This is a genomic window from Cryobacterium sp. TMT1-2-2 (assembly GCF_004403505.1).
Lineage (GTDB): Bacteria > Actinomycetota > Actinomycetes > Actinomycetales > Microbacteriaceae > Cryobacterium > Cryobacterium flavum.
Genome location: NZ_SOGS01000003.1, coordinates 79,069 through 95,924, shown reverse-complemented (window position 1 = coordinate 95,924; position 16,856 = coordinate 79,069). Strand labels below are relative to the sequence as shown.

At 66.3% G+C, this 16,856-nt stretch carries 15 protein-coding genes; 10 read left to right on the top strand and 5 right to left on the bottom strand.

Annotation, left to right across the window (positions count from 1 at the left end; genetic code table 11):
• Positions 1-49 precede the first annotated feature (49 nt).
• The 4 genes from cofD to E3T35_RS02640 form a co-directional block, all read right to left on the bottom strand.
• Positions 50-1,030, bottom strand: a complete 981-nt coding sequence (gene cofD, locus E3T35_RS02655; RefSeq protein ID WP_134377814.1) for a 2-phospho-L-lactate transferase — start codon at positions 1,028-1,030, stop codon at positions 50-52.
• Positions 1,027-1,806 carry an ABC transporter ATP-binding protein gene (locus E3T35_RS02650; RefSeq protein ID WP_092338159.1) on the bottom strand — a complete coding sequence of 260 codons (780 nt, stop codon included), beginning with the start codon at positions 1,804-1,806 and terminating at the stop codon, positions 1,027-1,029. The genes cofD and E3T35_RS02650 overlap by 4 nt, the downstream gene beginning before the upstream one ends.
• Complete coding sequence (locus E3T35_RS02645; protein WP_241988710.1) at positions 1,797-2,813, bottom strand: putative F420-0 ABC transporter permease subunit; 1,017 nt, start codon at positions 2,811-2,813, stop codon at positions 1,797-1,799. Before E3T35_RS02645 ends, E3T35_RS02650 begins: the two co-directional genes overlap by 10 nt.
• Before the next feature lie 94 nt (positions 2,814-2,907).
• Positions 2,908-3,903, bottom strand: coding sequence for a putative F420-0 ABC transporter substrate-binding protein (locus E3T35_RS02640; protein ID WP_241988709.1), 996 nt, complete (start codon positions 3,901-3,903; stop codon positions 2,908-2,910).
• A gap of 174 nt (positions 3,904-4,077) precedes the next feature.
• Here E3T35_RS02640 and fgd point away from each other — a divergent pair, with 174 nt between their 5' ends.
• Positions 4,078-5,082, top strand: coding sequence for a glucose-6-phosphate dehydrogenase (coenzyme-F420) (fgd, locus tag E3T35_RS02635; RefSeq protein WP_092338153.1), 1,005 nt, complete (start codon positions 4,078-4,080; stop codon positions 5,080-5,082).
• 21 nt (positions 5,083-5,103) lie between these two features.
• On the opposite strand, the gene E3T35_RS02630 is transcribed toward fgd, so the two are convergent.
• Positions 5,104-6,486 carry a PLP-dependent aminotransferase family protein gene (locus E3T35_RS02630; protein WP_134377812.1) on the bottom strand — a complete coding sequence of 461 codons (1,383 nt, stop codon included), beginning with the start codon at positions 6,484-6,486 and terminating at the stop codon, positions 5,104-5,106.
• A 152-nt stretch (positions 6,487-6,638) separates the two neighbouring features.
• On the opposite strand from E3T35_RS02630, the gene E3T35_RS02625 reads away from it, so the two are divergent.
• The 9 genes from E3T35_RS02625 to E3T35_RS02585 all read left to right on the top strand — a co-directional run bounded on the left by E3T35_RS02625 (position 6,639) and on the right by E3T35_RS02585 (position 16,854).
• Entirely contained in the window at positions 6,639-7,523 is an 885-nt protein-coding gene (locus E3T35_RS02625; protein WP_134377811.1) for a nitrilase-related carbon-nitrogen hydrolase, read from the top strand.
• A 91-nt stretch (positions 7,524-7,614) separates the two neighbouring features.
• The gene (gene hydA, locus E3T35_RS02620; protein ID WP_134343928.1) at positions 7,615-9,048 is read left to right on the top strand and encodes a dihydropyrimidinase; all 1,434 of its coding nucleotides are present in this window, start codon (positions 7,615-7,617) and stop codon (positions 9,046-9,048) included.
• A gap of 28 nt (positions 9,049-9,076) precedes the next feature.
• Complete coding sequence (locus E3T35_RS02615; protein WP_134343927.1) at positions 9,077-10,093, top strand: TIGR03842 family LLM class F420-dependent oxidoreductase; 1,017 nt, start codon at positions 9,077-9,079, stop codon at positions 10,091-10,093.
• A 14-nt stretch (positions 10,094-10,107) separates the two neighbouring features.
• Positions 10,108-11,067 carry an ABC transporter permease gene (locus E3T35_RS02610; protein WP_134377810.1) on the top strand — a complete coding sequence of 320 codons (960 nt, stop codon included), beginning with the start codon at positions 10,108-10,110 and terminating at the stop codon, positions 11,065-11,067.
• Positions 11,064-11,954 carry an ABC transporter ATP-binding protein gene (locus tag E3T35_RS02605; RefSeq protein WP_134377809.1) on the top strand — a complete coding sequence of 297 codons (891 nt, stop codon included), beginning with the start codon at positions 11,064-11,066 and terminating at the stop codon, positions 11,952-11,954. Before E3T35_RS02610 ends, E3T35_RS02605 begins: the two co-directional genes overlap by 4 nt.
• Positions 11,951-12,721 carry an ABC transporter permease gene (locus E3T35_RS02600; protein ID WP_134377808.1) on the top strand — a complete coding sequence of 257 codons (771 nt, stop codon included), beginning with the start codon at positions 11,951-11,953 and terminating at the stop codon, positions 12,719-12,721. Before E3T35_RS02605 ends, E3T35_RS02600 begins: the two co-directional genes overlap by 4 nt.
• Positions 12,722-12,766: 45 nt before the next feature.
• Complete coding sequence (locus E3T35_RS02595) at positions 12,767-13,903, top strand: ABC transporter substrate-binding protein (RefSeq protein WP_134377807.1); 1,137 nt, start codon at positions 12,767-12,769, stop codon at positions 13,901-13,903.
• Positions 13,904-14,003: 100 nt separating this feature from the next.
• On the top strand, positions 14,004-15,326 hold the full coding sequence (locus E3T35_RS02590) for an aspartate aminotransferase family protein (RefSeq protein ID WP_241988708.1): 1,323 nt from the start codon (positions 14,004-14,006) through the stop codon (positions 15,324-15,326).
• Between the two features lie 28 nt (positions 15,327-15,354).
• Positions 15,355-16,854, top strand: a complete 1,500-nt coding sequence (locus E3T35_RS02585; protein ID WP_134377805.1) for a CoA-acylating methylmalonate-semialdehyde dehydrogenase — start codon at positions 15,355-15,357, stop codon at positions 16,852-16,854.
• Positions 16,855-16,856: the final 2 nt, after the last annotated feature.

Sequence of the window (16,856 nt, the reverse complement as noted above, 5' to 3'; positions counted from 1 at the left end):
GCAGCCAGTTGAGCGAAGCCAGACCAATGCAGATTCGCGAGATTTTTTGTCAGACAAGAGCCAGCACGGCCGCGGCCATCGCGGTTGTCGCGGGCAGGTCGGTCATCCACAACGGCGCAGCAGCAGAGTGGATGCCAGCATGCAAGAGAGCGGGCAGCGCCGCTGCATCCGTTTCGTCGATCAGCCAGGCGTCCAGCACTCCGCCGTTCGTGCGCGCGCCGTAGTGCAGACCGACGGCGAGAGCATTGGTCTCGACGCCGATGGTGTGCAGGCAGGCATCGGCCATGCCGCGCACCGCCGCGCCGCCGATGATCGGGGATACCCCGACGACGCGCGCGCGGGTGGCACGCAGGGCTTGGCGCACGCCTGGCACGGCCAGGATCGTGCCGACCGACACGACCGGGTTCGACGGTGGTAGCACCACGAGGTCGGCTTCGGTGATGGCCGCGAGCACACCGGGTGCGGCGACCGAGTCGGCCAGCCCGCGCTGCTCGAACCCGGTGATCGCCACTCGAGCCCGATACCGAACCCACCATTCTTCAAAGTGAATATAGTCGCCCGCCGTGTGCTCATCAATATTCTCGGCGAGGCATACGTGGGTTTCGACCGGCTGGTCGCTCATGGGAAGCAAGCGCACCCCGGGCTGCCAGCGGCGGCACAGAAATTCGGTGGCCTGCGACAGGGTTGAGCCGTTTCTCAGCAGGTCGGTGCGCACGATGTGCGTCGCCAGGTCGAGGTCGCCGAGGGTGAACCACGACCAGCCGCGGCCGTAGGCGGCGATCTCCGCCGACGCGCGCCGGGATTCGTCGGGGCGCCCCCAGCCCTGCTCCTCGTTGATGCCGCCGCCGAGTGTGTACATGACGGTGTCGAGATCGGGGCAGATTCGCAGCCCGTCGAGCCACATGTCATCGCCGGTGTTCACGATCACCGTCACGGCCGCGTCCGGGGCGACAACGGCGAGGTGCGCGAGCAGCCCGCGAGTGAAGCGGGCACCGCCGACGCCGCCGGCCAAAACCGTGACTCGCTTCACGCCGACACCGCCGCCGAATAAACGATGACCGGATGCCCGCCGCGCGGATGCTCCAGAATGAAGCAGTCCACGCCGTAGACGGCGCCGATGATCTCCGGGGTGAGCACCTCGGCGGGCGTGCCGGAGGCCACCAGCAGGCCGCCGTCGAGCAACAAAATGTGGTCGCAATACGCCGCCGCGAGATTGAGATCGTGCAGGGCCATGATGGACGTCACCCCGAGCTCCCGTACCTGGCCGAGCAGCGAAAGCTGGGCGCTCACGTCGAGATGGTTGGTCGGTTCGTCGAGCAGCAACAGGCTCGGTTGCTGCGCCATGGCCCGCGCGATCTGCACGCGCTGCTGCTGCCCGCCGCTCAGGGTGTGCCAGGACCGGTCGGCGAGCGCTAGGGCACCTACCGCCTCGAGGGCATCGAGAGCGACGGCGCGATCCTCGTCGCCGCTGAAGGAGCCCATGAGCCTGGTGCGGTGCGGAATGCGCCCGAGCAGCACGACTTCGAGCACGGTCAGCTCCACGCTCGGTGCAGCATTCTGTTCCAGCAGGGCGATGCGTCGGGCCGCGTCGCGCCGGTTCAGTGACCCGACCGAGACGCCGTCGAGGGCGGCGGTGCCGGCATCCGCTTTGTCGATGCCGGCAATGAGCCGTAGCAGGGTGGACTTGCCGGCGCCGTTCGGGCCGAGCAGGCCGGTGACGCTGCCGGTGGGCAGCGACGCTGAGACGTTCCGCAGAATTCTGGTGCCGTCGATCGAGAACGACAGCTGGTCGAGGTCTACGCCCACAGGTGCGACTTCTTTCTCTTGATCAGCAGAATGAACACCGGCACGCCGATGAATGCCGTGATGATCCCCACCGGAAGCTCGCGCGGGTCGAACACTGTGCGGGCGAGCGTGTCGGCAATGACCAGGAACAGCCCGCCGCAGACGGCCACGAGCGGCAGCAGTCGGCGGTGTCCCGGCCCGCTGACGCCGCGCACGAGGTGCGGCAGGATAAGCCCCACGAACCCGATCGAGCCGCTGACGGCCACCATGGCACCGGTCAGCAAGGCCACCGATCCGAGCAGCGCCCAGCGGGTGCGGTTCACGTTGATGCCGAGGCTCGCCGCCGAGGTGTCACCGAACGCGAACGCGTCGAGCCGAGTCGCCGACAAGAGGATGCCGGTGCCCACGACCAAAACGGCCGTTCCGGCGATCGCGACACTCTCCCAGGTGGCGCCGGCCACGGAGCCGAGCAGCCAGTTGAGAATCTCCCGGTAAGAGTCGCCCTTGGCGGCCCAGAAGATGATGAACGAGGTCAGCGCGCCGGCGAGCTGGGCGATGGCCAGCCCGGCGAGCACGGCCCGCACCGGGGTGATCGTGCCACCGACCCGGGCGATGCTGAGCGTGGCGACAAGAGCGAGCAGCGCGCCGAGAAAGGCTGCGGCTGGCAAGGCGAACCCGATGCCGAGAATGACCACGCAGACCGCTCCGACGGATGCCCCGCTCGACAACCCGAGCAGGTACGGGTCGGCGAGGGGGTTGCGGGTCACGCTCTGCATCACCGCGCCGCTGAGGGCGAGGCCGGCCCCGACCAGCGCGGCCGTGAGCACCCGGGGGAGCCGCAGCTGCCAGACGATCGAGTCGACCAACACTGGTACCGGCGGGGCCGCGAGCCCGAGGTGGGCGCCGATGCTGCCCGCCACCTGCGCGAGGCTGACGGCTGCCGGCCCAATGGTCACCGCGACCGCGCACACGAGAATGAGCACGATAGAGGCCGCAACGAACCACCCGAGGTACGCACTCCGGGTCACGCGAGCCCCCGCCAGGTTCGCGACAGCGGGTGAATTGTTGCCTCAACCCTGCTGAAGCAACACTTCACCCGCTTTCGCGTCACGGGGGAGGAGGTCACTCGTTCAGGTCGGCTAACTGGGTGATCGTCGACGACGCCGCTTCTACGTTGCGGATCCCGGCCTCGGTGGAGGCGAACGGCAAAATGATGTAACGCTGGTTCTTCACGGCGTCGAGGACCTGGGTGGCCGGGTCCGATTCGAGGTGGGCGATCTTCGAGGCGGCGGTGTTCCAGGTGGCGTCGACGAGCACGATGACGCTCGGGTTGGCCTCGATGATCGATTCCCAGCCCACCGAGGTCCAGGTGTCGCGCACATCGGCGAAGATATTGGTGAGCCCGGCGGCGTCCATGATCATTTCCGGTGAGCCGATGCCGGCGCCCACGTAGGGGGTGGTGGTGCCGCTGGAGTACCAGAGGGCCGTGGTGGTTCCGGCGGTCGACGGCGTCAGGCCGGCGAGGTCGTCGTTCAGGGTGCTGACCAGCTTGGCGGCGGCGGACTCGACGCCAAAGATTGCGCCGGCTTCCTCGATCTCGGTGAACACCGAGTCGAAGGTGAGCGGGTTCGGCATGAAGTCGCCCTTGCACGCTGCCGGTGAGACGTACGTGCCGACGCCGAGCGCCGTCAGGGCGTCGCGTTCGCCCACACCGTCGGCGCTGAAGTTGGATTCCCAGCCGCCGTAGATGAAGTCGGGGTTCAGGCCGAGTACCACCTCCTGGCCGGGCAGAAAGTCGCTGACCACGTTGAGGTCGGCGCCCGCGGTGGCGAGTTCCGAGGGCAGCGGACCGTCGAGAAAGGCCGACCCGACGATCCGGTCGCCGAGGCCGAGTGCGAGCAACAGCTCGGTCGCCGACGACTTGATCGACACGATCCGCTCGGGTGCCTTCGTGACGGTGAGGTTCGTGCCGCAATTCTCCACGGTGACCGGGTAGCTCGCACTGGCAGCGGGGGGCTCGGCCGGGGTGGCGGCCGGTGTTGCGGCGGCGGCGCATCCGCTGAGCAGCAGGGCGGCGCTGGTGGCCACGCCGATGAACAGAAAACGAGAATGACGCATGCAGAACCTCATTATTTTGGGCACGGGAGACTGGATTGTCCAGAGACCTGCTGCCCAAATCGAGGCAAGCTCAACCAATAAAATCTAATTGGTGGTCACGAATACCGTAGCAGGGACCGGCCAGTGTAAATATTGAGTCAGTGCGAATATTGGGTCCGACAAGAGGGAGAGCGCATGTTGAAGCTGGGATTGAAAGCGTCGGCGGAGCAGTTCGCACCGCGAGAGCTCGTGGAACTCGGCGTCATGGCCGAAGAGCACGGGCTCGACAGCGTCACCGTGAGCGACCACTTTCAGCCGTGGCGCCACGAAGGCGGCCATGCGCCCTACGCGATGGCGTGGATGGCCGCGGTCGGCGAACGCACCAAGCGGGTGCAGATCGGCACGTCGGTGATGACCCCCACGTTCCGCTACAACCCGGCCGTGCTGGCGCAGGCCTTTGGAACCATGGGCTGCCTGTACCCCGGGCGAATCATGCTCGGTGTGGGAACGGGCGAGGCCCTCAACGAGATCGCCACGGGCTACAAGGGCGAGTGGCCCGAGTTCAAGGAACGTTTTGCGCGCCTGCGCGAGGCCGTCGACCTCATGCGGCAGCTTTGGACCGGCGAGCGCATCGACTTCACGGGTGAGTACTATTCCACCGTCGGCGCCACCCTCTACGACACTCCGGATGCCCCGGTGCCGGTGTATATCGCGGCCGGCGGCCCCGTCGTGGCCCGCTATGCCGGCCGTGCCGGCGACGGTTTCATCTGCACCTCGGGTAAGGGCATGGAGCTCTACACCGAGAAACTCCTTCCCGCCGTCGCCGAGGGGCTGGACAAGGTCGGTCGCGCTCAGGACGACATCGACCGCATGATCGAGATCAAGATCTCCTACGACACCGACGCGCAGGCCGCGCTGGAGAACACCCGGTTCTGGGCCCCGCTGTCGCTCACGCCCGAGCAGAAGCAGTCCATTCACGACCCGCTCGAGATGGAGGCCGCCGCCGATGCGCTCCCGATCGAGCAGGTCGCCAAGCGCTGGATCGTCGCCTCCGACCCCGACGAAGCCGTCGCTCTGATCAAGCCCTACCTCGACGCAGGCCTCAACCACCTGGTCTTCCACGCGCCCGGCCACGACCAGAAGCGTTTTCTCGACCTGTTCGAGCGTGACTTGGCCCCGCGGCTGCGCCAGCTGGGCTGAGGCCTAAGCGAACGAATCCGGCTACGACCAGCGCGCACCGATGGGGTGCACGGCCGAATCAAGCGGATGCGCCGCCGCAGCCAGCGCCTCGGCCACCGGTCGGATATCGTCGGGCAGGGCGCCGGCGGTCACGCGAATGAATGCGGGGCCGCCAGTGTTGGACAGATCCGGGGCGGCCAGAAACGGCGAACCGCCAGCCACGCGAATGCCGGAGGCGGCGAGCCGCACCATGGCATCCCGCTCGTTCTGCACGGGCAGCCAGGTGTTGATGCCGTCGGCCTGCACCACGGCAAGCCCGAACTCGGCTAGGGCATCGGCGAGGGCACGCTGGCGGGCGAAGTAGATGCGGCGGGCCTCGCTGACCTGGGCCATGCTCTCGCCGTTGGTGAGCAGGTCGTGCAAAATGGTCTGCAGCATGCGGCTGGTCCAGCCGGGGCCGAGCATGCGCCGCGATACGATCGGGTCGATCAGCGCGGCCGGGCCGCCGAGCGCGGCCATGCGCAGGTCGGGGCCGTGCGATTTGGAGAAGCTGCGCACGTGCAGGGTGTGTTCCGGCAGCCAGAGGCCGAGACTCACGTCGGGGGCGATGCTGATCTCGGCGGAGTGGTCGTCTTCGATCACGATGGTGTCTGCGCTCGCCGGCGTAGCGCGCAGCAGACGGGCCAGCTCCTCGGCCCGATGCGCCGTCATCGAGGCGCCGGTGGGGTTCTGCGCCCGCGGCTGCAGCAGCACCACGGTCGGGCCGAGCTTCAGCGCCGCGGCGAAGTCGGCCGGAACAATGCCGTGCTCGTCGACCGCTACCGGGAGTCGCTCGAGGCCGAGCTGGTCGAGCAGGTCGAAGAACGGCGGAAACGACGGGTTCTCCACGATGACCCGGTCGCCGAACCGGGTGACCGCGTCGAGGCAGCGCGAGATGGCGTCGAGGGCACCGTCGACGATGGTGATCGTCTCGACCGGGTACGGCCACGACCCGCGCAGCACCTCGAGCAACTCCGGCAGGATGGGCAGGTCCTGATAGCTCGGCGTCACCGCGCGCTGCGATACCCGGGAGAGGGCCGGCCCGAGCGCTGGCAACAACCGCGGGTCGGGCGTGCCGCGGGAGAGATCGAGGCGGGCCGGGCCGATCGGGCCGACCATGGACTGGCTGCGCGCCGGCAGCCACTTGGGCGCGGCATCCTGAACGAAGGTGCCGCCCCGACCCCGCGACACAATCAGGCCGACGGCTGAGAGGGCCTGCCAGGCATGACTGACCGTGGCGGGACTCACGCCGAGCTCGCCGGCGAGCACTCGAACGGTCGGCAGACGGTCGCCCGGCGCGAGTCGCCCGGAGGCAATCAGTCGGCCGATGGCCGCGGCGATGCCTGCGGGCGTGCGTTGTTCGATTTCGTCGATAAAGTTCTGCATTGCTCTTGCCCCTGGCTGCGTCGGACGACAGGATGATTAATGCGTGCGATACACAGAGAAACACATTTGAAATGTTTACGTCAAATAATAACAATACGAACAGCGCGGTTCGTATCGGCCCTTGACTAACGAAAGCAAGTGGAAGGCACAGCATGAACACGGGTACGACCGGCACCAGCACCGACAAAAGAAACATTGTTCGAACCGCCATCACCCAGGCCACCTGGACCGGCGATGAGGAATCCATGATCGCGAAGCACGAAGGCTTCGTGCGCACCGCGGCCGCCCAGGGCGTGCAGGTGATCTGCTTTCAGGAACTCTTCCACGGGCCGTATTTCGGTATCGTGCAGGACGCCAAGTATTACGACTACGCACAGGCCGTGCCCGGCCCCATCGTCGAGCGCTTTCAGAAGCTCGCGAGCGAGTACAAGATGGTCATCGTCGTGCCGATGTATGAAGAAGAACAGCCCGGCGTGCTCTACAACACCGCCGCGGTCATCGACGCCGACGGAACCTACCTCGGCAAATACCGCAAGCACCACATCCCGCACCTGCCGCAGTTCTGGGAGAAGTTCTACTTTCGCCCCGGCAACACCGACTACCCGGTGTTCGACACGGCGTACGGCAAGATCGGCGTCTACATTTGCTACGACCGCCACTTCCCGGAGGGCTGGCGTGCACTTGGCCTGAACGGCGCCGAGATCGTGTTCAACCCCTCGGCCACCAAGCCCGGCCTCTCCAACCGCCTGTGGGAGCTCGAGCAGCCGGCCGCCGCCGTCGCTAACCAGTATTACGTCGGCGCCAACAACCGCATCGGCAACGAAGAGGCTGAGTTCGGCGACGAGGCCGTGACCTTCTACGGCAGTTCCTACTTTGTCGACCCCAAGGGCAACTACGTCGGCGAGGTCGCCTCAACCGATGCCGAGGAAATTCTCGTGCGAGACCTCGACCTCGGCGTGATCCGCGAGGTGCGCAACTCCTGGCAGTTCTACCGGGATCGTCGCCCCGACTCCTACGAGCCCCTCGTCGCCCCCTAGTAACTAGGCCACAAGCGGATGCTGCCGGCCGGCCTGCGAAACGCAGCCGGCAGCATCCGCTACCCCCGACACTTTCAGCGAAGAGGATGCCATGAAGACTTTGATCAAGAACGGCACCGTGGTCAACGCCACGGGTCGAGGCCTCGCCGACGTGCTCATCGATGGCGAGAAAATCGTCGCGGTGCTCGCACCCGGCTCCACCCTGCTCGGTTTCGATGTGGCGAGCAACGTCGACCGCGTCATCGACGCCGGCGGCAAGTACGTCATCCCGGGCGGCATCGACGCCCACACCCACATGGAAATGCCGTTCGGCGGTACCCAGGCCAGCGACACCTTCGAAACCGGAACCCGCGCGGCCGCCTGGGGCGGCACCACGAGCATCGTCGACTTCGTCGTGCAGTACGCCGGCGAAGACGTGCTCGAGCGCTATGCCGCCTGGCAGCAGAAAGCCGCCGGCCAGTGCGCCATCGACTACGGCTTCCACCAGATCCTCAGTGACGTGCAAGACAGCTCCCTCACCGCGATGGACACGCTCGTCGACGAAGGCGTCTCGAGCTTCAAACTGTTCATGGCCTACAAGGGGGTCTTTCTCAGCGACGACGGCCAGATCGTCAAGGCCATGCAGCGTGCCGCCACGAACGGCAGCATGATCATGATGCACGCCGAGAACGGCAGCGTCATCGACCTGCTCGTGCAGCAGGCCGTCGCCGCCGGCAACACCGGCCCGCTCTACCACGGTCTTACCCGGCCCTGGCAGGCCGAAGAAGAAGCCACCCACCGAGCCATCATGCTCGCCAACCTCACCGGCGCTCCGCTCTACGTCGTGCACGTGTCGGCGAAGCAGGCCGTTGACCAGATTGCCCAGGCCAGGGACAACGGCCAGAACGTGTTCGGCGAGACCTGCCCGCAATACCTCTACCTCTCGCTCGAGGACAACCTCGGCGCCGAGAGCGACGAGTGGGGCACCTTCGAGGGGGCCAAGTGGGTCTGCTCCACCCCGCTGCGCGCGAAGGCCGAGGGCCACCAGCATCACATGTGGCAGAGCCTGCGCACGAACGATATCCAGATGGTCTCCACCGACCACTGCCCGTTCTGTATGAAGGGTCAGAAAGACCTGGGGCTGACCGACTTCTCCAAAATTCCCAACGGCATCGGCTCGGTCGAACACCGCATGGACCTGCTCTACCAGGGCGTCGTCGATGGCAAGATCTCGCTCGAACGCTGGGTCGAGGTGTGCTCGACCACCCCGGCACGCATGTTCGGCATGTACGGCCAGAAGGGCGTGATAGCGCCCGGCGCCGACGGCGACGTCGTCATCTACGACCCCAACGGGCACACGTCCATCGGAGTGGGAAAGTCACACCACATGAACATGGACTACTCCGCCTGGGAAGGCTACGAGATCGACGGTCACGTCGACACCGTCATCTCCCGCGGCAAGGTCGTCGTCGACGATTTCGCCTATCTCGGCGCCAAGGGTGACGGTCGCTACATCAAGCGCGGCCTGAGCCAGTACTTGATTTAGGCCAAGAACCGGATAGCAGGGACAGGACATGGATTTCGGAGCAGTACTGCAGACCAACCCGCCGTCGGCGCGCACCGTGCAACTGGCGAAACTGGCCGAGGCGCACGGTTTCAGCCACGTCTGGACCTTCGACTCGCACCTGCTGTGGCAGGAACCCTATGTGATCTACAGCCGCATTCTGGCCGAGACCAGCAAGATCATCGTCGGCCCCATGGTCACCAACCCGGCCACCCGCGACTGGACGGTGACGGCATCCACGTACGCGACCCTCAATGAGATGTACGGCAACCGCACCATCTGCGGCATCGGCCGCGGCGACTCGGCGGTGCGCACCACCAACGGTGCGCCCACCACGCTGAAGACCCTGCGCGAATCGATCCACGTCATTCGCGAGCTCGCCAACTCCCGCCCGGTGGAATACAACGGTGCCACGGTGCAGTTTCCGTGGAGTCGCGGGTCGAGCCTCGACGTCTGGGTCGCCGCCTACGGTCCCCTCGCGCTCAAGCTCGCCGGCGAGGTGGGCGACGGCTTCATCCTGCAGATGGCCGACCTCGACGTGGCCAAGTGGATGATCGAAAGCGTGCGCACCGCAGCGTCCAACGCCGGGCGCGACCCGCTGGAGATCAAATTCTGTGTCGCCGCCCCCGCCTATGTCGGTTCGGACTGGGAGCACATGCGCGACCAGTGCCGCTGGTTCGGCGGCATGGTCGGCAACCACGTGGCCGACATCGTGGCCAAGTATGGTGCCGATTCCGCCGTGCCGAAGGCGCTCACCGACTACATCAAAGACCGTGAGGGCTACGACTACAACCAGCACGGCAAGGCCGGCAACGAGCACGCCGCGTTCGTGCCCGACGAGATCGTCGACCGGTTCTGCCTGCTCGGTACGGCGAAGGACCACATCGAGAAGCTCGAGGCCCTCAAGGAGCTCGGGGTCGACCAGTTCGCCGGTTACCTGCAGCACGACAACAAGGAAGAAACGATGCGCGTCTACGGCGAGACCGTGATTCCGGCTCTGACCGACGCCATCACGGCTAAGAAGTAATAAGAAATAAGCGGATGACCACCCAGACCGAGCAGAGCGCACCGCTTAATCGCGGCGCGCTTGGCGTACCCAAACCGCGCGTGTCCCGCCGTCGGAGCGCCGTCGTGCACCCGCGGCTGCGCGGCGGTCTGTTCGGCCTGGCCGGTCTCGTGCTGCTCGCCCTGATCTGGGAGCTCTACAAAACGCTCGGACCCGCCGACGGAGTGGTTCTTGGCGGCATCACGGTGTTGCCGCGCACGACCGACCTCGCCATGCCGCACCTCGCGGTCATGGCCGAGCGCTTGTTCGACCCGGTGACGGGCGCGGCATCCGCTCTGCCGTTGTGGCAGGCGGTGCTGCAGGGCTCGCTGTTCACCCTCGGCATCGCCGCGGTCGGCTGGCTGGTCGGCGTGACCGTTGGGCTCGCCCTCGCCCTGCTGATGCAGCGCTTTCGCCTGGCCGAGTCGGCGATTCTGCCGTGGATCATTCTGAGCCAGACCGTGCCGCTCATCGCGATCGCCCCGCTGGTGCGGCGCTGGGGCGCGCAGATCCAGTTCGGCGAATTCACCTGGGAAAGCTGGATGTCGGTGGCCCTGATCGCCTCCTACCTCGCGTTCTTCCCGGTGTCGATCGGCGCCCTACGCGGCCTCGCCTCGCCCGACGCCAACCACGTCGACCTCATGCACTGCTATGCGGTCGGCTGGTGGAAGACGCTGTGGCGGCTGCGCCTGCCGGCCAGCGTCGGCTACCTGCTGCCGGCCCTGCGCCTGGCCGCGGTCAGCGCGGTCGTCGGCAGCGTCGTCGCCGAGGTATCGATCGGGCTGCGCGGCGGCATCGGCCGGCTCATCGTTGAGTACGCCGGCGCGGCCGGCAACGACCCGGGCAAGCCCTGGGCACCCATCTTCGGATCGATCCTGGTCGGCCTCGTCGCCGCCGGCTTTGTGGGCCTGATCGGGCTGTTCCTTCGTCGTTTTCGCAGGGGAGAAGTAGCATGACCGACACACTGAATGTGCCCGGAGGCGATGTGCCCGCAGTCGATGTGCCCGCAGTGAATGTGCACGGCGTCAGCCGCATCTTCGCCGCCGGCAAGGGTCCAGGCGTCACCGCCCTCGACGACGTGAGCCTTGACGTCGCGCCCGGCGAATTCGTCAGCCTGATCGGGCCAAGCGGATGCGGCAAGAGCACGCTGCTGAGACTCATCGCCGACCTCGACGTGCCCACGAGCGGCAGCATCGAGGTATTCGGCAAACCGGCCCGGCAGGCCCGCATCGACCAGGACTACGGCATCGCTTTTCAGCAGGCCGGCCTGCTGCCCTGGCGCACGGTCGCCGGCAATATCGAGCTGCCGCTCGAGCTGCACGGGGTCGGCAAGGCGGCGAGGCGGGGGCGTGCCGCCGAACTGATCGCGCTGGTCGGGCTCTCCGACTTCGCGGCGCACTATCCCGACCAGCTCTCCGGCGGCATGCAGCAGCGCGTGGCGATCGCCCGCGCGCTCGCCGAAAGCCCGAGCCTGCTGCTCATGGACGAACCGTTCGGCGCCCTCGACGAAATGACCCGCGAGCGCATGCAGAACGAACTCGTGCGCATTTGCGCCGAAACTCAGGCCGCCGTGGTCTTCGTCACCCACTCCATTCCCGAAGCGGTGTTTCTCTCCAACCGGGTGGTGGTGCTGGAGCCACGGCCCGGACGCATCCGTTCTATTGTGGGCGTTGGGCTTGGCGATATGAGTGGCCGCGGCGAAGACCTGCGCGAAGACGAAGGTTTCTTTCGTTCCCTCAGCGAGGTGCGCGATCTGCTGCACGGCGACCCCGATTCATCGGGCACGGGGTTGCCGACGGGAGCCGTGCCGAAGACCGGAGCTCGCGGGGTCGAGACGCGATGAGAACCGCCCAGCCCGGACTGCTGCAGACCGTACTCGCCCCGATCGTGTTCGGGGTGGCCGTTATTCTGCTGTGGCAGGGCCTGGTCACCGCGCTGGCGATCAAGGCGTTCATCCTGCCGGCACCGTTTGCGATCGGCGCCGAATTCGCCGGCAATCTGAACAATGTCGCCGGCGGAATGGCGGTCACCGGCCGTAACTCCCTGATCGGCCTGGTCATCGGCGCCGTGCTCGGCATTGCGCTGGCGATCGTGGCGGCGCTCGCCCGCCTGCTCGATGAGATGGCCGCACCGATCGTCGCAGCCCTCTCGGTGGTGCCGATCGTGGCTCTCGCGCCGGTGCTCTACACGATGTTCGGCGCCGGCGCCGAGACCGCTCGGCAGCTGGTCGCGGCGCTCGCCGTGTTCGTGCCGGTCTACTTCAACACCCTCAAGGGCCTGCGCCAGGTGCGCCCGGTGCACCGTGACCTGATGCGTGCCTACGCCGTCACCAGCTGGCAGGCCACCCGGGCGGTCACCCTGCCCACCGCGCTGCCGTTCGTCTTCACCGGGCTGCGCATCGCATCGTCGCTCGCCGTGATCAGCGCCCTGATCGCCGAGTACTTCGGCGGACCGGTCGGCGGCCTCGGCAAGTCCATCACCTCGGCCGCGTCGAGCAGCAACTACGGACTGGCCTGGGCCTACGTGCTCGGCTCGATCATTCTCGGACTCGCTTTTTACTGTGCAGCTCTCATCGTGGAGAAGCTTGTCACCCGCCGTTCCGGCGGCTAGACCACCCACCCCGCCACACACAGCACCAGTAACCAAGGAGGCACCATGAAACACCGCATCACATGGCTGGGCGCAATCACGGCCGTCGGCGCGCTCGTTCTCTCCGGCTGCAGCACGGCGAGCACTGCTCCCTCAACGGATGCCGCCGGCGATCTCACCCCGATCACCCTGCAGCTGCAGTGGTTCGCGCAGGCCCAGTTCGCCGGTTACTACGCCGCGCTCGACCAGGGCTACTACGAAGATGAGGGCCTCGACGTCACCATCGACGAAGGCGGCGCCGACATCGTGCCGCAGGACGTACTCGCCGCCGGCGACGCCGACTACGCCATCTCCTGGGTGCCGAAGGTGCTCGGCTCGATCGAGCAGGGCGCCAACATCACCGACGTCGCCCAGATCTTCGAGCGCAGCGCCACCACCCAGATCTCGCTCAAGGATAAGGACATCACGACCGCGGCCGACCTCGCGGGCAAGAACGTCGGAAGCTGGGGTTACGGCAACGAGTGGGAACTTTTTGCCGGCATGCAGAAAGCCGGCGTTGAGCTCGGCGACATCAACCTCATTCAGCAGGCCTTCGACATGACCGGATTCCTCGCCGGCGATATCGATGCCGCCCAGGCCATGACGTACAACGAGTACGCCCAGGTTCTGGAAACCATCAACCCCGACACCGGCGAGCTGTTCCAGCCCGATGAACTCAACGTCATCGACTGGAACGACGAGGGCACCGCGATGCTCCAGGACTCCATCTGGGCCAACGCCGACAAGCTCGAAAGTGACGCCGACTATGCCGACAACACGGTGAAGTTCATCAAGGCGTCGATCAAGGGCTGGATCTACGCGGCCAACAACCCGTCCGAAGCGGCCGGTATCGTCACGGCGGCCGGTTCGACCCTCGGCGAGAGCCACCAGCTGTGGATGACCAACGAGGTCAGCAAACTCATCTTCCCGTCGAGCAACGGCGTGGGAATGATCGACGAAGCGGCCTGGGCCAACACGGTCGACATCGCCATGAATACCAAGAATGAGACCGGGGCGACCATCATCACCACCGACCCGCCCGCCGCCGCGTACTCCAACGAGTACGTGACCAAGGCACTCGATGAGCTGAAGGCTGACGGCGTCGATGTCATGGGCACCGACTGGAAGCCCACCGAGGTCACCCTCAACGAGGGCGGCAACTAGCTCACCGGCCGGGCGGCCCGCGAGGGCCGCCCGGCCCACAATTTTTCCGATTCACCAAACCACCCGTTCATACCAACACCACAGAAAGCCAGCGATATACGTGACTGACACCAGCACACAAACTCTCAACGCGCACACCAGCGAACTCGACCGGGCGCACGTGTTCCATTCCTGGTCGGCACAGGCGGCATTGAGACCGCTCGTCATCGCCGGCGGGTTGGGCTGCCGCGTCTGGGATCATGACGGACGTTCGTATCTTGACTTCTCGAGTCAGTTGGTGAACGTGAATATCGGCCATCAGCATCCGGCCGTGGTGCAAGCCATCACCGAGCAGGCCGCGCTGTTGACGACCATCGCGCCGTCCACCGCCAACCTGGCCCGCGGCGAGGCGGCCAAGCGCATCACCGACCGTGCCCCGGCCGGTTTCAACAAGGTCTTCTTCACCAACGGTGGAGCGGATGCGAATGAAAACGCCATGCGCATGGCCCGCGCGCACACCGGTCGCGACAAGGTGCTCTCCCTCTATAAGTCGTACCACGGCAACACCGGAGCTGCCGTGGTCGCCACCGGCGATTGGCGTCGCATTCCCAACGAATTCGCGCGCGGACACGTGCACTTCTTCGGTCCGTTCCTCTACCGCAGCGAATTCTGGGCCTCCAGCGAGGCCGAGGAGTGCGCCCGCGCGCTGCACCATCTCGAACGCGTCATCCAGGGCGAGGGTGTGGCCTCGGTCGCGGCCATTCTGCTCGAGTCGATTCCGGGAACCGCCGGAATCATGATGCCGCCGGCTGGCTACCTGCCCGGAGTGCGCGCACTGTGCGACAAATACGGCATCGTGCTGATTCTCGACGAGGTCATGTGCGGCTTCGGCCGAACCGGCCACTGGTTCGCCTTCCAGGCCTACGACGTCGTGCCCGACCTGATCACCTTCGCCAAGGGAGTCAACTCCGGCTATGTGCCCACCGGCGGCGTGATCATCTCTGATGCCATCGCTGCAACTTTTGACGAGACCGTCTTTCCTGGCGGACTCACCTACAGCGGGCATCCGCTCGCTATGGCGTCGATCGTCGGCGCCCTCGACGCGATGGAGGCCGAGTGCATCGTCGAGAACGCGGCCCGCATCGGGCGCGACGTGCTCGAGCCGGGCCTCAACGCCCTGCAGGCCAAGCACCCGATCATCGGCGAGGTACGCGGTGTCGGCGTGTTCTGGGCGCTCGAACTCGTCGCCGACCCGGCCACCCGCGAACCGGTGAGCGCCGCCGTCATGGCCCGGGTGAAGGCCGAACTGCTCGGCCGCGGCCTGCTGCCGTTCCTGATGGAGAACCGCATCCACGTCGTGCCGCCCTGTGTCGTCACCGACGCTGAGGTGGCCGAAGCGCTCGCCATCTACGACGAGGTGCTCAGCCTCGACCTTCTCGCCTAACCTTTTCAACCAAGTAAGGACCTTCACAATGACTGACACCCCAACCATTCAGCACTACATCAACGGCGAAGCCGCCGCCGGCACCTCGACCCGCACCGCGCCCGTTTACAACCCGGCCACCGGCACAGTCGCCAAGAACGTGCTGCTGGCGAGCACCGCCGACCTCGACGCAGCCGTCGCCGTCGCTCAGGCCGCCTACCCGGCCTGGCGTGACACGAGCCAGGCTCGCCGCCAGACCATCATGTACAACTTTCGCGAGCTGCTGAACGCGCGCAAGGGAGACCTGGCCGACATCCTCACCGCCGAACACGGCAAGGTCACCTCCGACGCGCTCGGCGAGATTATTCGTGGCCTCGAGGTCGTCGAATTCGCCCTCGGGATGCCGCACCTGACCAAGGGCGAGTACTCCGAGAACGTCTCGACCGGCGTTGACGTCTACTCGATTCGTCAGTCGCTCGGCGTGGTCGGCATCATCAGCCCGTTCAACTTTCCGGCGATGGTGCCGCTCTGGTACTTCCCCATCGCGATCGCGGCCGGCAACACCGTCGTACTCAAGCCGAGCGAGAAAGACCCTTCGGCGTCGAACTGGCTCGCCGAGCTCTTCACCGAAGCCGGCCTGCCCAATGGTGTGCTCAACGTCGTGCACGGCGACAAGGAGGCTGTCGACGCCCTGCTGGCGAACCCCACCGTGCAGGCGATTTCCTTCGTCGGTTCCACCCCGATCGCCCGCTACATCTACGAGACCGCGGCCAGAAACGGCAAGCGCGTGCAGTCCCTCGGCGGCGCGAAAAACCACATGCTGGTGTTGCCCGATGCCGATCTCGACCTGAGCGCGGATGCCGCCGTCAACGCCGGGTTCGGATCCGCCGGTGAGCGCTGCATGGCCATCAGCGTCATCGTCGCCGTCGAGCCCGTGGCCGACGAACTCATCGCCAAGATCGCCGAGCGGGTCAAGGGCCTCACGGTCGGTGACGGCACGCGCGGCTGCGACATGGGACCGCTGATCACGAAGGTGCACCGCGACAAGGTGGCCGGCTACATCGACATCGCCCAGGCAGACGGCGCCGACATCGTCATCGACGGCCGCGGCGTCAAGGTTGACGGTGACCCCAACGGCTTCTGGCTCGGCCCGACTCTGTTCGACAAGGTCAGCGTCGACTCCGCCGTCTACCGCGACGAGATCTTCGGCCCGGTGCTGTCGATCGTGCGCGTGGCCAGCTACCAGGAGGGTCTCGACCTCATCAACGCGAGCCAGTACGGCAACGGCACCGCGATCTTCACGAATGACGGTGGAGCTGCTCGCCGTTTTCAGAACGAGGTGCAGGTGGGCATGGTCGGCATCAACGTGCCGATTCCGGTGCCGGTCGCGTACCACTCCTTCGGCGGCTGGAAGAACTCGCTGTTCGGTGACGCCAAGGCCTACGGCCCCGCCGGAGTGAACTTCTACACCCGGGAGAAGGCGGTCACGAGTCGCTGGCTCGACCCGAGCCACGGAGGAATCAACCTGGGCTTCCCCCAAAACGCCTAGTC